This window comes from Arenibacterium halophilum, from assembly GCF_005938225.1.
GTDB classification, from domain to species: Bacteria; Pseudomonadota; Alphaproteobacteria; order Rhodobacterales; family Rhodobacteraceae; genus Arenibacterium; species Arenibacterium halophilum.
The window spans coordinates 1,294,947-1,316,409 of the sequence record NZ_VCPC01000002.1 but is presented as its reverse complement, the minus strand read 5'-3'; the positions used below and the strand labels follow the sequence as shown (position 1 = coordinate 1,316,409).

Here is a 21,463-nt window from a genome sequence, read left to right as displayed (position 1 = left end):
GGCCCCAACCGGGCCGCCCTTTGTCATTCCATAGACATTAGCCGGATCAGGCGGCCTTTTTGCGGCGACGCAGCGCGGCAAAGGCGCCGATCCCGGCGATCAGCAGCGGCGCACCGGCCGGCAGCGGCACGGCGGTGGTGCCAGGCGTCAGATCATAGGCGAGATTGGTGAAATTGGTGTAGTTGCTGTAAATGAAGACACCCAGCTTGCCATCGGTGCTGCCGCCTGCGGCAACTGTCGCCGAGGCGATGGTGTTCGACCCCTCGGTGATCGAGAACGAGATATTGCCCGCCGCGACCGTGATCGAGAAATCGTAATCCTTGTTCACGGCCCAGTGGTTGTTTGCCTCTTCATAAATTCGGGTGCTGGTGCCGCCGGTTTCCCGGATCAGGGCAAGGCCGTCGTATTCGTCGATATTGCTACCGCTCCAGCTGATACGGAAGTTGTTCGCGGCGTCGGCATAGCCAAAGACAACGCCCATGGTGTCGTTATCGTTGGTGGCACGCATGGTCCCGGTATAGGTGAAATCGCCCGAGGTGGTGAAATCCGACACAAACGCGCGGCTGCCGTTGCTACCCAGAAACACCTCATCCGAGGACGCGGTATAGCTTCCGGACTGGGAACCGGTAACCGGGTTGGCTGCGCTGCTCCAGTTCACGGTCTGGGCAGAGGTGGTTGCGGCGCTTGCGGCGCCTGCGGTCAAAATCGCGGTCAGGGCCGCGGCTGCGAAATACTTCATCGTTTACTCCAAATTCTTACTCCGCCGGGCTTACCCGTCCAGCGGCTGTTCCGTCCGTTGCGCCATTAAATTGACGCAAAGTGCAGAAAGGTTAACGGATTTTCGTATTGAAAAACAAGCGCTTTACGTCAGATTGCGGCGGAAATGCGGCGCTATCCGGCGTTTACGATCTGCCAGGTGCCGTCTGGACGGGGGATCGCACAACTGCTGGATGTAAGCCGGGGCAGGGTGGTCATCTTGCGGTCGGGGGCTGCGGCGGCGACCCCGCCGGAACAGCGCGGGATGCTGACCGGCTGATAGCCGCGATTCACCATGCACATATCCAGAACGCGGGCGCGCAGCTGTTCGTTTACATCGACCGTATAAACGCCGCCGCTGGCCCAATATCCGGGCCGGGTATAGCAGGTTCCGTTGCTGTCGCAGCCCTGCCTTGGTGGCACGAACACCGGCGGGTTCTGGCGGATCTGCGTGGCGACGGGCGCATCGCGCAGGGCGTTGACCTCGCACTGCGTCTGGTCGCGGTTCAGGCGCGACACCTCGACCCCTTGTTTGTAATAGGTCTGATAGGGTCCACAGGACGCCGGAAATGCCGCAAGGGCTGCGATGACAAACCACGGTTTCATAACCCGGATCATAGCGCGCCCATCGCCCGTGACAATTGAATTGACCCCCAAACCCCCGCGTGTCATGGAAAAGATCCCGGGGCCCGGCCATATGCCTGACTTGCGGGGGAACGGCAGACCAGAAAGCGGGACGGCATGAAGGTCATCATTTGCGGCGCGGGTCAGGTTGGCTGGCAGATTGCGCGCCATCTTTCCGGCGAATCCAACGATGTAACGGTGGTCGACAGCAACCCCGATCTAGTGCGCCGTGCGACCGACACGCTTGACGTGCAGGGCATTGCCGGGTTTGCCAGCTATCCCGATGTGCTGGACCGCGCCGGGGCGCGCGATGCCGACATGATCATTGCCGCCACCCACTCGGACGAGGTGAATATGGTCACCTGTCAGGTGGCGCATTCGGTGTTTTCGGTCAATCGCAAGGTGGCGCGGCTTCGCGCCACATCCTATCTGAACGCGATCTATTCCGACCTTTACCGCCGCGATCACCTGCCGATCGACGTGGTGATCTCTCCCGAGCGCGAGGTGGCCGCTGCCGCGATGCGCCGCCTGTCGGCGCCTGCCGCCTTTGACACCGAAATGTTCATGGACAACAAGGCGCAGCTTCTGGGCGTGCTGTTGTCCGAGGATTGCCCGGTGGTGAACACGCCGCTGCGCCAGCTGACTGATCTGTTTTCGACCCTCCGTAGCATCGTTGTTGGTGTGCGTCGCGACGGAACGCTGTTCGCGCCCGAACCCGACGACCAGCTCTTCGTGGGTGATGCCTGTTACGTGCTGACCCACCGCGACGACGTGCCCCGCACGCTGGAAGTTTTCGGCAAGAGCCAGAAGAAACAGGAACGTGCCGTGATCGTGGGCGGCGGTAACGTGGGCCTGACCGTGGCGCGCGCGCTCGAGGAACGCCAAAGCCGCATCCGCGCCAAGGTGATCGAGCGCAGCCGCACCATCGCCGAACGCGCCGCCGAGGCGCTGGAGCGCACCATCGTGCTGCACGGAGACGGGCTGGATCGCGCCCTGCTGGCCGAGGCCGGAATTTCCCGCGCCGATGCCATGCTGGCGGTGACGGATGACGACAAGACGAACATGCTGGCCGCCGTGCGCGCCAAGGCCGAGGGCTGCCCCTTTGCCATCGCGCTGCTGAACGATCCGACGCTTGTGCCGCTGCTGGGCCCGCTTGGGATCGACGCCTACATCAACCCGCGCACCACCACCGTCAGCTCGATCCTGCGGCACATCCGCCACGGCCGGGTGCGGCAGGTTTACTCCATCGGAGACGCCGAGGCCGAGATGATCGAGGCCGAGGTGATGTCGACCTCGCCGATGGCAGGGCAGGCGATGCGCGACATTGCCTTCCCCGAAGGCGTGCTGATGGGGGCGATCATGAAAAACGGCGAAGTGATGCGCCCTTCTGGCGACATGCGTATCGACGCAGGCGATATCGTGGTGATCTTTGCGATGACCGCCGACGTGCCCGAGGTCGAGAGGCTGTTGCAGGTCTCGATCGACTTCTTCTGATATGGCGCGCGCTGCCCAACCCAACGTGCTGATGCGGATGCCGCTGTTCCTGTTGATCTGGGGCATTGCTGCGGCGTCGATGTTTGTGCCTGCCAGCCACGCGCTGGTGCTGAACAATCATCCGGCGTCGCGGTCTTTCTTCTATGCCGGCCTGCTTGGGCTGATCGCTGTGACGCTGATCGCGCTGGCCATGGGCACGCGGCCCGCACGTAACGGGCCGGTGGCGCAGCTGCTGTCGCTGCTGGGCACCTTCGCAGTGCTGCCGGTATTTCTGGCGATTCCGTTTCACGACGCACTTGGCACCACGTCTTTCCTGAATGCCTACATGGAAATGGTCAGCGCCATCACCACCACTGGCGCGCCAGTGTTCGAGGACCCGGGCCGCCTGATCGCCTCGCTGCACCTGTGGCGTGCGCAGGTCGGCTGGATGGGCGGGCTGCTGATGTGGATCGCGGCGTCTGCCGTGCTGGCCCCGCTGAGCCTTGGTGGGTTCGAGATTACCGCCCGAGGTGAACCCGGGCGCGGCACGGTTGTGGCGGGGATGGAACGAGCGGACCCGCGCCGCCGCCTTGCGCGGGTTACATTGGCTCTGGCGCCAATCTACGCCGGGCTGACGGTCGCGGTGTGGGTGCTGCTTCTGATCGCGGGCGAAGGCGCGCTGGCCGCGCTGTGCCATGCGATGTCGGTCATGGCGACTTCGGGGATTTCGCCGCTGGGCGGTCTGGACGAGGCGCAGGCCGGGCTGACCGGAGAGTTGATCCTGTTCCTGTTCATGTTCTTTGCGCTGTCGCGGCTGACGTTCTCGGGCGATACGGTGGTGCGTGGATTTGGCCGTCTGGATCGGGATCCCGAATTCCGCCTCGGTATCCTGATCGTGCTGGCGCTGCCGCTGCTGTTGTTCGTGCGTCACTGGTGGGGCGCTCTGGATATCGCCAGCGCCGAGAATGTGGCGCAGGCCTTGCATGCGCTCTGGGGCGCGATGTTTACGGTGATGTCCTTCCTGACGACAACCGGGTTTGAAAGCGCCGATTGGGCCGAAGCGCGGCAATGGTCGGGGTTGGATACGCCGGGGCTGATCCTGCTGGGTCTTGCGACCTTTGGCGGCGGTGTCGCGACCACGGCGGGCGGTGTGAAACTGTTGCGGGTCTATACGCTGTACCTCAACGGGCTGGACGAGTTGCACCGGCTTGTGCACCCGCATTCGGTCAGCGTTGGCAGTGCGATGCATCGGCGCGTGCAGCGCAACGGGGCCTTCATCGCATGGATTTCCTTCATGCTGTTTGCCCTGTCGCTGGCCACGGTATGGGCGCTGCTGTCGGCGATGCACGTGCCGTTTTCCGATGCTCTGGTGCTGACGATTGCCGCACTGTCCACCACTGGCCCGCTGATTGGCAGTTCCGCGGACACGCCGATCCATATCCTGAATTTGAGCGTTGGCGCCAAGAGCGTGCTGTGTGCCGCGATGGTGATCGGGCGGCTTGAAACGCTGGCAATCGTCGCCCTTCTGACGCCTGATCTGTGGCGCAGTTGACAACAATCTGCCCGGACGCGATTAACAGGCTGATTATTTGGGTGGAATCTCCTGATCACAGACTCCATACTCGGACCAAAGGGGCGTGCTGACCGCGGTGCGTTGCAAGAAAAAAGGCGAGAATTGAAAAAAATGGCTTCGGACAGACAAAACCTTCAGGACGCATTTCTGAACCACGTTCGGAAAACCAAAGTTCCTGTCACCATCTTCCTGATCAACGGGGTGAAGCTGCAAGGCGTGATCACGTGGTTTGACAACTTCTGTGTGCTGCTGCGTCGCGACGGGCAATCCCAGCTTGTCTACAAGCATGCGATCTCGACGATCATGCCGGCTCAGCCGATCAGCCTCTACGAGGGCGAAGACGCGTCTTGACCACGGGTGACACCGCAGACACCCGCGCCTGGGTCCTGCATCCCGATCTGAAATCCGATCCCGACCGCCGCCCGTCCGGGCCGGCGCTTGAAGAGGCTGTGGCCCTTGGCGCTGCGCTTCCCGGACTTCAGATCGTGGGCGGCACCGTTGTGCCTTTGCCAAAGGCGCATGCCGGATTGTTGTTCGGGTCGGGCAAGATCGAAGAACTCGCCACGCTGTTTCAGGCGCAAGAGATCGAGCTGGTTCTGATCGACGGCCCGCTGTCCCCGGTCCAGCAGCGCAATCTGGAACGCAAGTGGAAGGTCAAAATCCTAGACAGGACCGGGCTGATCCTTGAAATCTTCTCGGATCGTGCGCGCACCCGCGAGGGCGTCTTGCAGGTGGAAATGGCGGCGCTGTCCTATCAGCGCACGCGTCTGGTGCGGGCCTGGACCCACCTTGAACGCCAGCGCGGCGGGCTTGGCTTTGTGGGCGGCCCCGGCGAAACCCAGATCGAGGCTGACCGTCGTGCCATCGACACCCAGGTCGTGCGCCTTAAGCGCCAGTTGGACAAGGTGGTGAAAACCCGTGCCCTGCACCGCGCCTCTCGCGCCAAGGTGCCCTATCCGATTGTGGCGCTTGTGGGCTATACCAACGCCGGCAAATCAACGCTGTTCAACCGCCTGACCGGGGCCGAGGTGATGGCGAAGGACATGCTCTTCGCCACGCTCGACCCGACGATGCGCCGGGTCGAGTTGGAAAACGGACCCGAGATCATCCTGTCGGACACGGTGGGCTTTATCTCGGATCTGCCGACAGAACTGGTCGCCGCTTTCCGTGCCACGTTGGAAGAGGTTCTGGCTGCCGATCTGGTGCTGCACGTGCGGGATATTTCGCACCCGGCAACTGAGGAACAGGCCCACGATGTGGCAGCGATCCTTGCATCGCTGGGGGTAGAGAACGACCGCCCGCAATTCGAAGTCTGGAACAAACTTGATCTGCTAACGCCGGACGAACGCGACGCAGCGCGTGCCCGGGCCGAACGGCAGGACGATGTTTTTGCGATTTCGGCATTGGATGGCGAAGGGTTGGACGTTCTGCTTGCCCGGATTGCCGATCAGCTGGCCGGCGCGATGTTCGAGGAAGAGATCACGCTGGGCTTCGATGCCGGACGGCAGCGCGCATGGCTTTTCGAACAGGACGTGGTGATCGAAGAGCGCCAGACCGAAGACGGTTTTGCCTTCACAGTGCGCTGGAGCGGGATCCAGAAAGCACGGTTCGACGCGCTTTAGGCTGATGTGGCCGGGGGCTCTGCCCCCGCCCGGCTGCGCCGGACTCCCCCGGGATATTTAAGGCCCAAAGAAGGCGGGACATTCGCTTCTTTGGGCCTTAAATATCCCCGCCGGAGGCATCGCGCGGAGCGCGATATTCTACGTTGTCCTATTGCGCGGGCAAGATACGTGTCACGCCGACGGCGGCTGCGCGCGCCAGTTCGGCATCAAGCGACATCGGAATGTATTCGCCCCGGCGCCAAAGCTGGGCGAGGTCGTCGTAATGGCGCGACAGGAAGTGACCGGATTGCCCGGTTGAAATGATGAAGACCGAGCTGTCGGGATCGGCGAAGTCATAGACGCCGCGGTATCCGGCCCCGTGGACGTTGCGAAACGGGTGGTCGCCCGTGCCTGAGGTGCGCCCGCGCAGCAGCGTGTTGTCGCCGCCGCTGGTAGATTGGCGGATGTTCACGAAATAGCGCAGTACCGGCACTTCGCCCAACACCTGATGGTCGTGGGTGGCCTGGTGGGCATCGCCCCAACGCAGGGATTCCAGCGCGGTGCCGTGATGCTCGGCAATCCAGACCAGCGCGTCGTCCAACGCCAGTCGCGCCATGTAGGAGCAGGTTTCGATCGCCGCGCTTTGTTTCACATCGCACCAGGTCGAGGCGCCGTCGATGTCGCGGAACACGCGTTCGAGGAAAATCGGCTCGACGTGGATAAATTCGCTGGCCAGCGGGCCCAGATCGTCGCGGATCAGCCTGTCTTGCAGCGCGCGCAGCCAGGCAGCGTAGATCAGCGGCTCGGGCAGGTGTTCGTTCATCTCGCCGTTCCAGTCGGCCAGCAGTGTCAGTGCGATCTGGCGCTGGCGCTCTGGGGTGCCATCGGGCGCGGCTTCGCCGGTGAACCACAGATCGGCGCCGATCAGCGGCAGCAGCGAGCGCGCGGTAAAGCTGACCGGATCCAGCTGCGCCTCGATAAAACTGTCGCGGGTGTGCACCTGGCGCGACTGCATCAGGCGTTGCCAGCGGTTGATGCGCTGGGTGTCGCCCCAGATGTAGGACAGGTGGTTGGGGAAGGGCCGTTCGAGGATCTTGTTGTTGGTATTGCCAAGGATCCCGCCGCGGGGGTTCACGAATTCAGGGTTCGAGGCATAAGGCATCCGCCCCTGCCAGCGGTTCTCGGCGCGCCAGCCCTGGCTGGGCATTCGGCCCTTGCTTTGGTGGCGGGGGTCGCGGCGGGGCACAGCGCCGATGGTTTTCAGCGCGATCTGTTCCTGATCGGCCAGCATCAGGTTCTGGGCCGGGGCAATATATCGCTCGGCTGAGGCAATCGCTTCGGTCACCGACCCCGCCTTCATCAGCCCCATGGCCGCGCTCATCGATGTGTCGCGCGGGCTGAGCACCGTCCAGCCCAGCGCCATCACGTGGCCTGGCGGTGTGACGGTTTCCAGATCATAGGTGGACCCGGGCAACACGGGGCCGTTTTCTGTCCACCGCAGGGTCAGGGTGATGGGGGCCTCGTCCTTGACCTCGATAATCGAGGGGCGGCTTTCGAACGGTTTGTAGCCGTCGGGCGTCAGGTATTCCTCGGGGTTGTCGGGGTTCAGCTTTTCAACGAACAGGTCCTGATCGTCGACATATGCGGTCGTCAGGCCCCAGCCCAGCCCGGTGCTGCGACCTGTAAGGATGACGGGCATCCCCGGAATGGTGCCGCCGATCACACCGCCCGTCGCAAGCTCCATCCGGGCCAGATACCAGATCGCGGGCGCAGTAAAGCCAAGGTGCGGGTCGTTCGCCAGCAGCGTCCCGCCCGAGGCCGACCGGCTTGGCGCGGCGGTAAAGGAATTCGATGCCCCCGCCAGCCCCGGCGCGGGCACGGGCGACAGGGGGCTGTCGGGCAGGCGCTGGCCCTCGGCATAGCGGGGCAGGTCGGGGAACAGGGCGGCATATTCGGGCAGGGCCGCGACTCCGGTGCCCGGCGCATCGGGCAGGATGTCGCGCAGACGGTCGCCGTCTTGCAGCATCAACGAGGTGCGGGCGCGCAGCACCTCGTTGCTGAGGTGGCCCGACAGTTGCAGGCCCATCAGCTTGATGATCGCAAGGGAATCGCCGGGCTGCCAGGGCGCGACAGGGGCGTTGAACAGGAACATCTCGGGCGCGCCACGGCCCAGCGCGCGGTGGTTGATTTCCTGAAGTCGGGTGTTCACCCCGGCGGCATAGGCGGTCAGCGCAGCACGGGTTTCGGCATCCTGCGCGTCGATCGATTGCATCGCCAGGCGGTAGATGTCGAAGCGGCGCAGAAGCCGGTCGATGGGCAGGGTCCGCGCACCGAATACCTCGGACAGTCGGCCCTGTGCGGTTCGGCGCAGCATTGTCATCTGCCACAGCCTGTCCTGCGCGTGGGCATAGCCAAGGCCAAAGAACACATCGGCGTCGCTGTCGCCGAAGATATGCGGCACGTCATTGTTGTCGCGCACGATCTCGACCGGGGCGGAAACGCCGGAAACCGTCAACTCGCGGTCGTAGTCCGGTAAGGATTGACTGGCCAGAAAGTAAACCAGCCCGACGCCCGCCACCACCAGCAGGACCAGACCGGCGGCCAGCCGCATCAACCACCGAAACACCAATGCCATCGCAAGCCCCCGCGCAGGTAGCGACCCGGGGACAGCGCGTGGCACACCGGGACAGGTTTCCATTTGTCGCCAATGCCTGATAGTGAAATTCCAACAGCATGTGAAGTTGGTTCAAGGGGAAAGCAGATGGCGAAACTGGCATTTCTGGGGTTGGGCGTGATGGGGTATCCGATGGCGGGGCACCTGCAGAAGGCAGGGCACGAGGTGACGGTGTATAACCGCACCGCCGCCAAGGCCGAGGCGTGGGTGGCCGAACACGGCGGCGCGATGGCGACGACGCCGGCCAAGGCGGCTGAGGGTGCGGATTTCGTGATGGCCTGCGTGGGCAACGATGATGATCTGCGCAGCGTCTGCCTGGGCACGGATGGCGCTTTTGCCGGGATGACCAAGGGCGCGGTGTTTGTCGACCACACCACCGTTTCCGCGCTGGTGACGCGCGAGTTGGGGGCCGAAGCGGAATCGCTGGACCTGGGTTATGTCGATGCGCCGATTTCCGGCGGGCAGGCGGGCGCCGAGAATGGCGTGCTGTCGGTGATGTGTGGTGGTACGCAGGCAGCTTTCGACAGCGCCGCACCGGTGATTGATGCCTATGCGCGCATCTGCCGTCGTATCGGCGATCTGGGCGCAGGCCAGTTGACCAAGATGTGCAACCAGATCGCCATCGCGGGGCTGGTGCAGGGCCTGTCCGAGGCGCTGCACATGGCCGAGAAATCGGGGCTTGACGGCCGGGCTGTGGTCGAGGTCATCAGCCAGGGTGCGGCCGGGTCGTGGCAGATGGCAAACCGCTATGAAACCATGCTGGACGATCATTTCGAACATGGCTTCGCCGTGGACTGGATGCGCAAGGATCTGGGGATTTGCCTTGATACGGCTGATGAAAACGGGGCCAGCCTGCCGGTCACCGCGCTGGTCGATCAGTTTTACAAGGACGTCCAGAAATTGGGTGGCGGGCGCTGGGATACGTCGAGCCTGTTCAAGCGTCTGCGCCATATGGGCTGACGGTTCACGGTCACGGCCCTGTGACCTGCTGTCAGAATTCGTTCGGAACCATCCGCTCTCGGCTGGTGTTGTCCCCCCATACGAGGCGGGCAGCACCGCCAGAGAGAAAACCGGAAACGGAAAGGACGACACGATGAAACTGACGCTGACAACCGCACTGGCCACCGCACTGATCGCAACCGGCGCATATGCAGAAACCGCTTCGCGCGGTGCCGACAATGTCACCTCGGAAGAGAAGGTGCAGATGAACACGCCGGTCGACGCAGATGCGAACGCCGAACTGCAGGCCTCGTCGCGCGGCAACGCCGACATTCAGTCGGAAGAAGCTGCTGACAGCCCGCTGATCAAGTCGGACGAAGTTGCAGGCACCGACCTGAGCAATGAATCCTCGCGTGGCGCAGATAACCTGACGAGCGAAGAGATCGCCAAGGGTGAAACCGGCGCCGACGTGACGGTCAACGGCGTTGCACCGGCCGACATGGGCGCCACGATGAGCGCATCGAACGCCGCCTCGAACGACATCGACAATGCCTCGCGCGGCAACGCCAACGACAGCAGCGAAGAAGTGACCGCCTCGAATGACGGCAGCGTTGTCATCAACGACGAAGAAGCCGAAGCCATGGAAGCATCGCGCGGCGAAGATAATGCTACCAGCGAAGAAGTCGCTGACGAAGCGCCGGGCACACCCCTCAACGCACCGACTTCGGATTCGGAAACTGCCTCGCGCGGCGCTGGCGATAAAACCGGCTCGGAAGTGCAGGGCATCGACAACCAAGCTGAATCGGGCAGCTAATCGCGCCACGATCCACATGCGAAACGCCGGGCAAATGCCCGGCGTTTTTGCGTTCTGACGGTTGCGAAGACCTTAGGGAATGATGCGCGTGTACTTGGTGCCTTCCAGCGTCGCCCCCAGCCGCAGCCCGGCGCGGCCGAAGATCGCGGCCAGAACCGGCGAGCGCAGCGTCGTGGTGTCGGCGGCCACGGAATCGCCGGTGTCGCGCACCACATACTCCATATCGCCGCCCACGGCCCAGCCCGAAGAATAGCGGAATTCCGACAGCGCGCCTTCGGTCATGAAGAACAGGACGTGCGCATATTGCTGTGCCCCGATTTGCAACCCGGCACTGGCCTTCGCAGTTGAATAGTAGTCCACCGTCACGCCATTGACCCGCAACGCGCCACGCCCATAGGCGCCGCCCAGCCAGAACCCGGCCTCTGTCACCAGTGGCATCACCAGCAGGCCGGTGGCTTTCTGGGCCAGGCTGCGGGTGTTGGGATAGGTATTGTACATTTCCGACAGCGTGGCATCGACGCGTGCGTCGATTTTCTGTGCGCCGGAACTGCCCACGCCATTGCCGCAGGCGGCGGTTGTCACGCCCAGCCCGGCAAGGGCGGTCAAGGTGAAACCCCGGCGTGTCAGCCGGTTGGAATTGGATGTGCTCATGTCGATTCTGCCCGTTAAATCCGCTTGATATGGTCGGTTGACCCAACCTTGCCACAAAATATACGCGGGATTTCGCCGCATGTCACGTGACATGGGCGCGCATATGGGGCCGCTGCGGGCAGCGGGCACGATTCTGCCGGTCGATCTATTGGATTCAGAACAGGAAATCGTCTGCAGTCAGGGCGCTGCATCCAATCATGTCGATGCGCTGATCGACCAGCCCGTCGCCATCCAGATCAATCAGGATCCGGCTGCCGTTTTTGGTGTCGCGCAGAGTCAGGTCGGCAAACGTCAGGCCCAGGGGGGCGGCTTCGGACATGGTGATCAGGTCGATCAGGTCTTCGCCGGAGGAGAAATCGACGACCCGGTCGTGGCGTTTTCCACCCGTCAGGCTGTCGCCCGCAAGAAACCGGAAAGTATCGGCACCTGCGCCTCCGATCAACCGATCTGCACCGGTGCCGCCGCAGAGCAGGTCGTCGCCCGCGCCGCCGCGCAACACGTCGCGGCCGGCCTCGCCAAACAGTTTGTCGTTGCCCGCGTGGCCAAACAACTTGTCACGCCCGGCGCCGCCGAACAGGCGATCATCGCCAGCCTGTCCGGCAAGAACGTCGTTTCCGGCCAGCCCGCTGAGGGTGTCATCGCCCTCGCCACCGGATAGTCGGTTGCGGGCGTGGTTGCCCGCGATGTCATCGTTGCCTGCGCCACCGATGGCGTTTTCGATCAGCGAGCGCGCATCGCCATCGTGCTGAAGGGCATTATAGATATTACCACGGGCAAGATGGCCGTGGCCCAGATTGGCGGCCTGCGCCGCGCTGAACAGGGATGCGGCACCCGGGGCAAGATCAATCGACAGGTCGGTGCTGTAGGCCGATAGGTCATAGGTGTCGATGCCGCCGCCATCCCAAAGCGTGGCGAAAATACGCAGGCCCGCCGGGTCAATCGCGACCACACCGTCGATCACTGTCTGACCGCTGTCAGGCCGCCAGGAATAGGTGGTGTTGCCCGCATTCGCCGAGAAATCCGCGCCATAGAGGTGCTGAAGCGCGGCGATATCGGCCATCATCCAGCTTTGCGCGTAGCTGTCCGCGCCATTCGACAGAGATAGACCCGACGCGCCGACGTAAGAGCGGTAGGTCATCAGCGAATATTCCATCGAATCCAGATCGTGGGGCAGGGCGGCGATATCGTCGTGGTGGTCTTCGTCGTGCCCGTGATCCAGGCCCAGCGCATGGCCCAGTTCGTGCATCATGACATAGCCGGAATAGGTGCCGATCTGCGCCTTCGAGAAATCATAGCGCGTGTCAGAGAACCAGACATCGCCGCCGGTGTCCTTTTCCGACGGGTAGTAGGCCCAGGCGGTGCCGTAGCCGTAGGGATCGGTGCTGGTTTGCGCGACGTTGATCCGCGCCTCGCCCGAGGTGGTCTCGGATATGTTCAGCGCGGTGAAACCCTCGACGGCCAGACCGGCGCGGGCGGCGGGGCCTGCGTCGGCATCCAGAGCCCCGGCGATGACCGTGCGGATCGCGCCGGTCGGGGCATAGACGCCCTGCGCTTCGCCACTGAAGGCGTAGGCGCGATAGACCGGATCGAAGCGCGAGACGGTTTCCCCGGCAAAGCCGAAGGTGAGCGTGTCGCCTACCCAGGCCGCGTGGCCGAGGATACCGTCGATTATCGCGTTTCCCGAGGCGCTGACAGGCGCCGAGAGAGATCCGGTTCCACTCATGAAACAACAACCAATTTAAAACCAACTTTCGCCTTAATTTCAATGAATTACGGCCAGAATGTGGCGGTAGGGTTCCGCTTGGGAAACACAGTGTTCGGGCAAAAGGGGGCGTTTTCGGCTAAGGGCTTGAAAATGCTTGGAATGACATTGGGCGCACAATGTTTCCGTGTGGGAAACGCCGCCTTGATCGCGTCAGAATTGCGCCGAAGTCTGTCGCTCGGCGCATTTCGAAACGGTGCGTTTTGCGTATGGGATCACGCCGGAACCGCCGCGCGGTGCCAGCGTACATCCATGGGTAAGAAGGGGGCTCTGCCCCCCTCCGCTGCGCGGAGTCCCCCGGGATATTTGGCCCCAAAGAGGGGTGCGTCAGCCGTTCAGCAGGCGGGCGGCCTCGGGGGCGAAGTAGGTGAGTACGCCGTTGCAGCCCGCGCGTTTGAAGCCGATGAGGGATTCCATCATCACCTTCTCGCCGTCGATCCAGCCGTTCTGGGCGGCGGCCTGGATCATCGCGTATTCCCCGCTGACCTGATAGGCGAAGGTCGGCGCGCCGAAGGTGTCGCGGGCGCGGCGGCAGATGTCGAGGTAGGGGGTGCCGGGTTTGACCATCACCATGTCGGCGCCTTCCATCAGGTCACGCTCGATCAGGCGCATTGCCTCGTCCGAATTGGCGACATCCATCTGGTAGGTCTTCTTGTCGCCGGTCAGGGCGCCGCTGGCGCCGACCGCATCGCGGAAGGGGCCATAGTAGGCGCTGGCGAATTTCGCGGCATAGGACAGGATCGAGACATGGCTGTGCCCCTTCGCTTCCAGCGCGTCGCGCATGGCGGCGATACGGCCATCCATCATGTCGGAGGGGCCGATGATGTCGGCGCCGGCCTCGGCCTGGGCCAGTGTCATCCTGACCAGCGCCTCGACCGTGCGGTCGTTGACGATTTCGCCGTCAACCACGAAACCGTCGTGACCGTTGATGTTGTAGGGATCGAGCGCCACATCGGTCATCACGGCCATGTCGGGCACGGCGGCCTTGACCGCGCGGATGGCGCGGTTGGCGATGTTGTCGGGGCTCCAGGCCTCGGCGCAATCCTCGGTCCGGGCCTCGAGCGGGGTGTAGGGGAAAATGCAGATCGCGCCGATGCCCAGGGCATGCGCCTCGCGCGCGGCCTCGGCGATGCGATCGACGCTGCGGCGCATCACGCCGGGCATTGAGGGGATCGGTTCCTCGACCCCGTCGCCTTCGCGCACGAAGACCGGCCAGATCAGATCATCCGGCGACAGAAGCGTTTCGCGCACGAGGCCGCGCAGGGCGGGTGTGCGGCGCGTGCGGCGCAGGCGGGCGCGGGGAAAGCTGGCAACTGTCGGTTTCATGGCACGGTCTCCTTGCACATTTGTCCATTGGGTGGCATGGATTGCCGACCCTCACAAGGGATCGGGGCCGGCATTGCGGGCCAATCAGCAAATAAAGGGCCTGCGGTTTGGACTGGTACAGTTCGATCTTCGAATTGATCGATATGCGATCCTTCTCCAACCTGTGGTTCTGGATCGCGCTTGCGGTGACCTGGTCGACCACCTCGCATTGGGTGCTGGGGGTTCCGTTTGACATGGTGAACCGTGCGCGCCGCAATGGCGGGCAGGCCGAGGCCGACCTGGAGGATATCACCCGCGTCAACGTGAACCGGTTGCTGTTCATCGCGCGGGTCTCGGGGCTGTGGTTGCTTGGATTTGCCTGTTTCCTGCTGACAATGCTGGCGCTGCTGGGGTTCTGGTACAAGATCGAATTCGCGCAGGCGCTGTTCTTGCTGGGGTTCCCGATGTCGCTGGTGGGGCTGCTGAGCCTGTCGACCGCGCGCAAGATCGAATACGAACAATGCACCGGCGAGCAACTGCGCCAGCGGCTGACCCGCCACCGGACCTATACGCAGATGATCGGCACGCTGTCGATTTTCGTGACCGCGCTGTGGGGCATGTATCAAAACCTTAACATCGGTGTGCTTGGATCATAGCCGCCGGACCGGACCTGTACAGATGACCGCACCCGAACACATCACCGTCGGCGGCGCGCCCGAAGGCTTTGACGCACGGCTGATCCTGAACGAAGTGGCGCGCAGCGGGGCGCCGGTGCTGCATGTGGCGCGCGATGACAAGCGGATGGCGGCGATGCGGGCGGCGCTGGCGTTCTTTGCGCCCGAGATGCCGGTGCTGACCTTTCCGGGGTGGGATTGCCTGCCCTATGATCGCGTGTCGCCCAACGCAGATATCTCCGCCGCGCGGATGGCGACGCTGGCGGCGCTGGTGCATCAGATGCCGGCACAATTCGTGCTTCTGACCACGCTGAACGCCGCGACCCAGCGGGTGCCGGCGCGCGAGGTGCTGCGCGAGGCGGCGTTTTCGGCCCGCGTGGGTGACCGGATCGACGAGGCCGGGTTGCGCGCCTTCCTTGTGCGCATGGGGTTCAGCCAAAGCCCCACGGTGATGGAGCCGGGCGACTATGCGGTGCGCGGCGGCATCATCGACATCTATCCGCCGGGCGAAGGTGGGCCGGTGCGGCTTGACCTGTTTGGCGATGTGCTGGACGGCGCGCGGCGGTTTGATCCGGCCACGCAGCGGACGACCGAAAAGCTGGAGGCGGTCGAACTGGCCCCCGTGTCCGAGGTGATTTTGGACGAGGCGGCGATCACCCGGTTCCGTCAGAATTACCGGATCGAATTCGGCGCGGCGGGTACCGATGATCCGCTCTACGAGGCGGTCAGCGCGGGACGCAAGCACCAGGGCATCGAACACTGGCTGCCGTTCTTCCACGAAAAGCTGGAGACGCTGTTCGATTACCTGCCGAAGGCCGTGGTGACGCTGGACGACCAGTCCACTGCGACGCGGCTGGCGCGGTGGGACAGCATTGCTGACCAATACGAGACGCGCAAGATCGCGATGCAGCAGAAATCGCGCATCGACAGCGTCTACAAACCGACGCCGCCGGGGTTGCTGTACCTGGACGATGCCGCCTGGGAGACGGCCGTGGCGGCGCATCGCGTGCTGAAATTCCACCCGCTGGCGCAGGCGAGCGGCCCGGGGGTGATCGACGCGGGCGGGCGCATCGGGCGCAATTTTGCACCTGAGCGACAGCAGGAAAACATAAGCCTTTTCAGTGCGCTGGCGGATCATCTTCGCAAACGACTTGAGGTTGGTCCCGTGGTGGTTGCGTCCTATTCCGAGGGCGCGCGCGAACGCCTGACCGGGTTGATCGAAGACGAAGGCCTGGCTGAGGTGATCCCGATCCCGGATGGTCGCCGGATTGGCAAACGTGGGCTGCATCTGGCGGTTTGGGCGCTTGAACACGGGTTCGAGACGGCCGATCTGACCGTGATTTCCGAGCAGGACGTGCTGGGCGACCGGCTGATCCGGTCCACCCGCAAGCGCCGCAAGGCCGAGAATTTCCTGACCGAGGCGCAGAGCCTCAGCCCCGGCGATCTGGTCGTGCATGTCGATCACGGGATCGGGCGGTATCACGGGCTCGAGGTGATTACCGCCGCCGGGGCCGCGCATGAATGCCTGGCGCTGGAATATGCCGAGAGCGCGCGGCTGTATCTGCCGGTCGAAAACATCGAGCTGCTGTCGCGCTATGGGCACGAGGAAGGGCTGCTTGACAAGCTGGGTGGCGGCGCGTGGCAGGCCAAGAAGGCGCGGCTGAAGGAACGCATCCGCGAGATCGCCGACCGGCTGATCCGCGTGGCCGCAGAACGCGCGCTGCGCAAGGCCCCGGTGCTGGAACCCGAGCACCACGCGTGGGAGGCGTTTTCCGCGCGCTTTCCCTACGAGGAAACCGAGGATCAGCTGCGCGCCATTGGCGACGTGATGGACGACATGACGAGCGGCCAGCCGATGGACCGGCTGATTTGCGGCGACGTGGGGTTCGGCAAGACCGAGGTCGCGATGCGCGCGGCCTTCGTCGCGGCGATGTCGGGCACGCAGGTGGCGGTGATCGCGCCGACCACGCTGCTGGCGCGGCAGCATTACGCCAGCTTTGCCGAACGCTTTCGCGGCTTTCCGGTGAACGTGCGCCAGCTGTCGCGGTTTGTCTCGGCCAAGGAGGCCGCCGCCACGCGCGAGGCGGTGTCGCGCGGGACGGTGGACATCGTGATCGGCACACACGCGCTGCTGGCCAAGGGGATCCGGTTTGCCAATCTCGGCCTGCTGATCATCGACGAGGAACAGCATTTCGGGGTCAGCCACAAGGAGCGGCTGAAATCGCTGCGCACCGACATTCATGTGCTGACGCTGACGGCGACTCCGATCCCGCGCACGCTGCAACTGTCGCTGTCGGGGGTGCGCGACCTGTCGATTATCGGCACGCCGCCGGTCGACCGTCTGGCGATCCGCACCTATGTCAGCGAATTCGACGCGGTGACGATCCGCGAGGCGCTGCTGCGCGAACGCTATCGCGGGGGGCAGTCGTTCTATGTGGTGCCGCGCATCAGCGACCTGCCCGAGATCGAGGACTTCCTGCGCGACCAGGTGCCCGAGGTCAGCGTCGTCGTGGCACATGGCCAGATGGCGGCGGGCGAATTGGACGACCGCATGAACGCCTTTTACGATGGCAAATATGACGTGCTTCTGGCGACGACGATCATTGAATCGGGTCTGGATATTCCCACCGCCAACACGATGGTGGTGCATCGCGCCGATATGTTCGGGCTGGCGCAGCTGTATCAGATACGCGGCCGGGTCGGGCGGTCGAAGACGCGGGCCTATGCTTACTTGACCACCAAGCCGCGCGCCAAGCTGACTGCCACGGCGGAAAAGCGTCTGCGCGTGCTGGGCAGCCTTGATACTTTGGGCGCGGGGTTCACGCTGGCGAGCCAGGATCTGGACATTCGCGGCGCGGGCAACCTGCTGGGCGAGGAACAGTCCGGCCAGATGCGCGACGTGGGCTATGAACTTTACCAGTCGATGCTGGAAGAGGCGATTGCCAAGATCCGCGCGGGCGAGGCCGAGGGCCTGTCGGAGGTGGACGACCAATGGGCGCCGCAGATCAACCTGGGCGTGCCGGTGCTGATCCCCGAAGCCTATGTGCCCGATCTGGATGTGCGGTTGGGCCTGTATAGGCGTCTGTCGTCGCTCAGCACCAAGGTCGAGCTGGAAGGGTTTGCCGCAGAGCTGATCGACCGGTTCGGCAAGCTGCCGCGCGAGGTGAACACGTTGCTTTTGGTGGTGCGGATCAAGGCGATGTGCAAACGCGCCGGGATTGCCAAGCTGGACGGCGGGCCCAAGGGCGCGACGATCCAGTTCCACAACGACAAGTTTGCCGCGCCCGAGGGGCTGGTGCAGTTCATTCAGGACCAGAAGGGGCTGGCCAAGGTGAAAGACAACAAGATCGTCGTGCGCCGTGACTGGAAAAATGACGCCGACAAGATCAAGGGTGCCTTTGCCATCGCCCGCGACCTGGCCGAGAAGGTCGTCGCGAAGAAGAAGGCGGGGTAGGCGCGGCGAGGGCGTCGGGGGCTCTGCCCCCATCCGGCTGCGCCGGATTCCCCCGGGATATTTGGCCCCAAAGAGGGGTTGGGCCGTGACCTAGGCTGAGGCAGCGCGCATCGCGGATTGGGCGCAGAAGCAGGAGGCGGCGACGGCGCGGTCGGCCCGTGCAAGGGCAAGCGTAAGCCGCTGGGCGATCAGAGGCAGTTCCATCGTGTCGCCGCGCGCCTTGAGGCAATCGTGCAGCCCGCGCAGGGCCCAGACATTGTCGGGGTGAACCGTGGCGCGGGCGAGGGTGCCGCCAAGTCCAAGATCTTCGCGATAGGTGGCTTCGGCCTCGGCCGTGCGGCCCTGTTCGAACAGCAGCGCGCCCAGTGCGTGGCGCACGGGCTGCATCCAGCCCCAGGGTTCGTCATAGGGCAGCGCGTCTTCCAGCGCGATGGCGTGGCGCAGGTGGGCGAAGGCCGTGTCGAACGCGCCTTCGCGATAGGTGATTTCGCCCCACATCATCCGGTCGGCCACGGCCAGCAGGTCGGTGACGCGGTTGTTGTGCATCAGTCGGCTGTCGGGCACGCGCGCGCGGTTCCGGGCGAAGGCTTCGGCTTCGGCGCGGGCGGAGGGCACATCGCCCAGCGCGGCATGGGCCACCGCCTTGGCGTAGCTGGTGAAGGCGGCAAGGGTGCAGTGCAGTTCAGGATCTTTTGGGGCGGGCAGGGCGAGGATGTCGTGCCATTTCCCGAACCGGATCAGGACGTGGGGCAGCAGCGCCGTGAAGCTTTCGAAATAATCGGCCATAGGTGGGCTTTCGATGCGCAGCAGCGACTCTGGCACGGTATCGCGGATACCCTGTATGGCCTCGAGCGCGGGCGCCAGCTGACCGAGGAACATCGCGCCGTAGATGGCGAAGTGATAGTTGTGCTGCCGGTAGCCGGTGTAGATGTTGAAAGCGCCTTCGCGGGCATAGTATTTCATGTCGGCCAGCGTCGCCTGCTGGTTCCAGTGCACCACGTCGCGGTAGTGGCCGCAGAGCACGTCGATATGGGTGGCCATGTGGATCAGGTGGCCGGCGTCGGGCATCAGCGTGCGCAGCGCATCTGCGGCGGGCAGGGCGCGTTCGGGGGTCGGCGACATCTCCATCAGGTGCACGTAGAGGTGCAGGATCCCCGGGTGGCGCGCGCCGCTGGGCGTGGCAAGGCCGGTTTCCAGCAGGGTCTGGGCCTCTTTGGTGGCGGCGCCCGGGGCCGGGGTGCCGATTGCAATGGTCCACATTTTCCAAGGAGTCAGATTGAGCAGGGATTCAGCGAAGAGGGCGCGTATATCGTCCTGATCGGGGAAGGTCGCCTGCACCTTCCGCATCGCGTCGGCAAAAGCGCGATCCCAACCTTGCATGTCGGGCAGGGGGGCGGCGGTGGCGCTGGGGTATCGGGCGGAAAGTGCAGCGATCAGGGCCTGTTCCATGGGAACAGTGGGGTTGGCGGCCTGCGCGGCCAGTGTTGCGGCATGGGCGCCGGCAAGCGCCTCGGCCCGGCCCGCGTCGTCGTAGCGATCCCAGGGCATGTTGTAATTCGGGCCAAGTGCATAGGCGATGCCCCAATGCGCCATGGCGCAGCCGGGATCGAATTCCAGCGCGCGGCGGAAGCAGGCAATGGATTCGGCGTGGTTGAACCCGAATAGCCAGTTGAGACCGCGATCAAACCACAGCTGCGCCTGATCGGAGCTTGTGGACACGGGCAGGCCGTGGGACCCTAGGTCATATCCGTAATCATCCATCGCGCGCCCCTTTCATTTGATCGGGGCGAGCTTAACCGGCGGGGCGGGCGGTTCAAGCCGCCAGTCGGGTCTCGGCCCGTGCCATCAGCAGCATCAGGGCAAAGCCGATCGCGCACATCACGAAAACACCTGCCACAAGCGGCATGATCGAGCCGTCGAACAGCAGCCCGACCGGAGCGGCGATAGCGGCGGCGCAGACCGTGGCGATGGCCCCGATCACCGAAGCCGCCATGCCCGCGATATGGCCCATCGGCTCCATCGCGATGGCGTTCAGGTTGCCAAGCGTCGTGCCGACCATGAAGAAGACTGAAGATTGCCAGACTATGAAGATCGCGAATTCGATGGTGTCGGACAGCGGAACGCCGTGGATCGCGATCATCGCGCCCGAGAGCACCAGTTGGGCCGCAAGTGACCAGGTGACCATGCGGCGCATGCCCACCCGCACCACGACGACGGCGTTCAGGATACTGGCCGACCCGGACACAATTGCGACGGCGGCAAACCAGAAGGGAAAGCTGTCGGCACGGTCGAAGACCACGTCATAAACCGGCTGCACCATGGTAATGTTGGTAAACAGCGCGCCCATGCAGAGTGTCTGCACGATGATCGACAGGCGCACTGTGGGGTGTGCCACCATCTCGCGCAGCGAGGCCAGCATCACGCGGGGGCGGAACGGGCGACGTGCCGAGCGCGGCAGCGGCTCCGGCAGCCGCAACGTCATCCAGCCGACCGAGATGACCGAGAACAGCACGAAGGCCAGGAAAATGCCGCGCCAGCCGAGGACCGAGATGATGCCCGCCCCGATCAGCGGCGCGAAGGCGGGGAAGATCGTGAAGATCATCATCGCGATCGACATCATGCGGGCCATGATGCGGCCCGAGTAGATATCGCGCATGATTGCCAGGGACACGATGCGCGGGGCTGCGGCGCCCAGGCCCTGCAGGGCGCGGGCGGCCAGCACCATTTCCAGCGATGTGCTGACATAGGCCAGCAGCGCCGCACCGATATAGAGGGCGGATCCGGCGATGATCACCGGCTTGCGCCCAAAGGTATCGGAGAGTGGCCCGACGAAGAAGGTGCCAATGCCGATGCCCACGACGAAGGACGTCAGGATCAGCTGGGCGCGGTTCGGGTCCGCGGGGCTGAGTTCGGTCGCGATGTCGGGCAGTCCGGGCAGCATGGCATCGATGGAAAAGGCGATGGTGGCGAACATCATCGCGATCAGGGCGATGAACTCGGTACGGGACATTGCGGGCATGGGACGCTCCCTTGGGATGCTATGGCGCTAACATGCCGTTCTGCCGAGGCCAAGCGAGGCGGGCGGGGATTGCTGTGCAGCGGTGCACAGGCGACTGCGAAAACCGGCCCGGTTGGGGTGGGGGGAGCCGGGGGGCTCTGCCCC

Annotated in this window: 16 protein-coding genes; 8 read left to right on the top strand and 8 right to left on the bottom strand. The window is 64.1% G+C overall.

What is annotated here, in order from left to right; translation table 11 throughout:
• Positions 1 to 46: 46 nt before the first annotated feature.
• Together FGK64_RS13015 and FGK64_RS13010 are read right to left on the bottom strand one after the other, a co-directional pair.
• The gene (locus FGK64_RS13015) at positions 47 to 739 is read right to left on the bottom strand and encodes a VPLPA-CTERM sorting domain-containing protein (RefSeq protein ID WP_138864195.1); all 693 of its coding nucleotides are present in this window, start codon (positions 737 to 739) and stop codon (positions 47 to 49) included.
• Positions 740 to 891: 152 nt separating this feature from the next.
• The gene (locus FGK64_RS13010; protein WP_246057751.1) at positions 892 to 1,362 is read right to left on the bottom strand and encodes a hypothetical protein; all 471 of its coding nucleotides are present in this window, start codon (positions 1,360 to 1,362) and stop codon (positions 892 to 894) included.
• Positions 1,363 to 1,497: 135 nt separating this feature from the next.
• On the opposite strand from FGK64_RS13010, the gene trkA reads away from it, so the two are divergent.
• The 4 genes from trkA to hflX all read left to right on the top strand — a co-directional run bounded on the left by trkA (position 1,498) and on the right by hflX (position 6,048).
• Positions 1,498 to 2,874 (top strand): Trk system potassium transporter TrkA, encoded by a 1,377-nt coding sequence (trkA, locus tag FGK64_RS13005; RefSeq protein ID WP_138864193.1) that lies wholly within the window; start codon positions 1,498 to 1,500, stop codon positions 2,872 to 2,874.
• A 1-nt stretch (position 2,875) separates the two neighbouring features.
• Complete coding sequence (locus tag FGK64_RS13000; protein ID WP_138864192.1) at positions 2,876 to 4,405, top strand: TrkH family potassium uptake protein; 1,530 nt, start codon at positions 2,876 to 2,878, stop codon at positions 4,403 to 4,405.
• 132 nt (positions 4,406 to 4,537) lie between these two features.
• Positions 4,538 to 4,777, top strand: coding sequence for an RNA chaperone Hfq (gene hfq, locus FGK64_RS12995; RefSeq protein WP_008204623.1), 240 nt, complete (start codon positions 4,538 to 4,540; stop codon positions 4,775 to 4,777).
• The gene (gene hflX / locus FGK64_RS12990) at positions 4,774 to 6,048 is read left to right on the top strand and encodes a GTPase HflX (protein WP_138864191.1); all 1,275 of its coding nucleotides are present in this window, start codon (positions 4,774 to 4,776) and stop codon (positions 6,046 to 6,048) included. Before hfq ends, hflX begins: the two co-directional genes overlap by 4 nt.
• Before the next feature lie 148 nt (positions 6,049 to 6,196).
• On the opposite strand, the gene FGK64_RS12985 is transcribed toward hflX, so the two are convergent.
• The gene (locus FGK64_RS12985) at positions 6,197 to 8,662 is read right to left on the bottom strand and encodes a penicillin acylase family protein (protein ID WP_138864190.1); all 2,466 of its coding nucleotides are present in this window, start codon (positions 8,660 to 8,662) and stop codon (positions 6,197 to 6,199) included.
• A gap of 126 nt (positions 8,663 to 8,788) precedes the next feature.
• Here FGK64_RS12985 and FGK64_RS12980 point away from each other — a divergent pair, with 126 nt between their 5' ends.
• Complete coding sequence (locus tag FGK64_RS12980) at positions 8,789 to 9,661, top strand: NAD(P)-dependent oxidoreductase (protein WP_138864189.1); 873 nt, start codon at positions 8,789 to 8,791, stop codon at positions 9,659 to 9,661.
• 133 nt (positions 9,662 to 9,794) lie between these two features.
• Entirely contained in the window at positions 9,795 to 10,454 is a 660-nt protein-coding gene (locus FGK64_RS12975) for a hypothetical protein (protein WP_138864188.1), read from the top strand.
• A 72-nt stretch (positions 10,455 to 10,526) separates the two neighbouring features.
• Here the strand turns inward: FGK64_RS12975 and FGK64_RS12970 are convergent, their stop codons facing one another.
• The 3 genes from FGK64_RS12970 to hemB all read right to left on the bottom strand — a co-directional run bounded on the left by FGK64_RS12970 (position 10,527) and on the right by hemB (position 14,193).
• On the bottom strand, positions 10,527 to 11,105 hold the full coding sequence (locus FGK64_RS12970) for a lipid-binding SYLF domain-containing protein (RefSeq protein ID WP_138864187.1): 579 nt from the start codon (positions 11,103 to 11,105) through the stop codon (positions 10,527 to 10,529).
• 154 nt (positions 11,106 to 11,259) lie between these two features.
• Positions 11,260 to 12,828, bottom strand: a complete 1,569-nt coding sequence (locus FGK64_RS12965) for a M10 family metallopeptidase C-terminal domain-containing protein (protein WP_138864186.1) — start codon at positions 12,826 to 12,828, stop codon at positions 11,260 to 11,262.
• 366 nt (positions 12,829 to 13,194) lie between these two features.
• Positions 13,195 to 14,193 (bottom strand): porphobilinogen synthase, encoded by a 999-nt coding sequence (gene hemB, locus FGK64_RS12960; RefSeq protein WP_138864185.1) that lies wholly within the window; start codon positions 14,191 to 14,193, stop codon positions 13,195 to 13,197.
• Between the two features lie 107 nt (positions 14,194 to 14,300).
• On the opposite strand from hemB, the gene FGK64_RS12955 reads away from it, so the two are divergent.
• Together FGK64_RS12955 and mfd are read left to right on the top strand one after the other, a co-directional pair.
• A complete protein-coding gene (locus FGK64_RS12955) occupies positions 14,301 to 14,828 on the top strand; it encodes a component of SufBCD complex (RefSeq protein WP_138864184.1) in 528 nt (175 codons plus the stop codon).
• A gap of 22 nt (positions 14,829 to 14,850) precedes the next feature.
• The gene (mfd, locus tag FGK64_RS12950; RefSeq protein ID WP_138864183.1) at positions 14,851 to 18,300 is read left to right on the top strand and encodes a transcription-repair coupling factor; all 3,450 of its coding nucleotides are present in this window, start codon (positions 14,851 to 14,853) and stop codon (positions 18,298 to 18,300) included.
• Between the two features lie 90 nt (positions 18,301 to 18,390).
• Here mfd and FGK64_RS12945 read toward each other — a convergent pair whose 3' ends face one another.
• Together FGK64_RS12945 and FGK64_RS12940 are read right to left on the bottom strand one after the other, a co-directional pair.
• Positions 18,391 to 20,061, bottom strand: coding sequence for a tetratricopeptide repeat protein (locus FGK64_RS12945; protein ID WP_138864182.1), 1,671 nt, complete (start codon positions 20,059 to 20,061; stop codon positions 18,391 to 18,393).
• Between the two features lie 52 nt (positions 20,062 to 20,113).
• Complete coding sequence (locus FGK64_RS12940; RefSeq protein WP_138864324.1) at positions 20,114 to 21,310, bottom strand: MFS transporter; 1,197 nt, start codon at positions 21,308 to 21,310, stop codon at positions 20,114 to 20,116.
• Between the last annotated feature and the right edge of the window lie 153 nt (positions 21,311 to 21,463).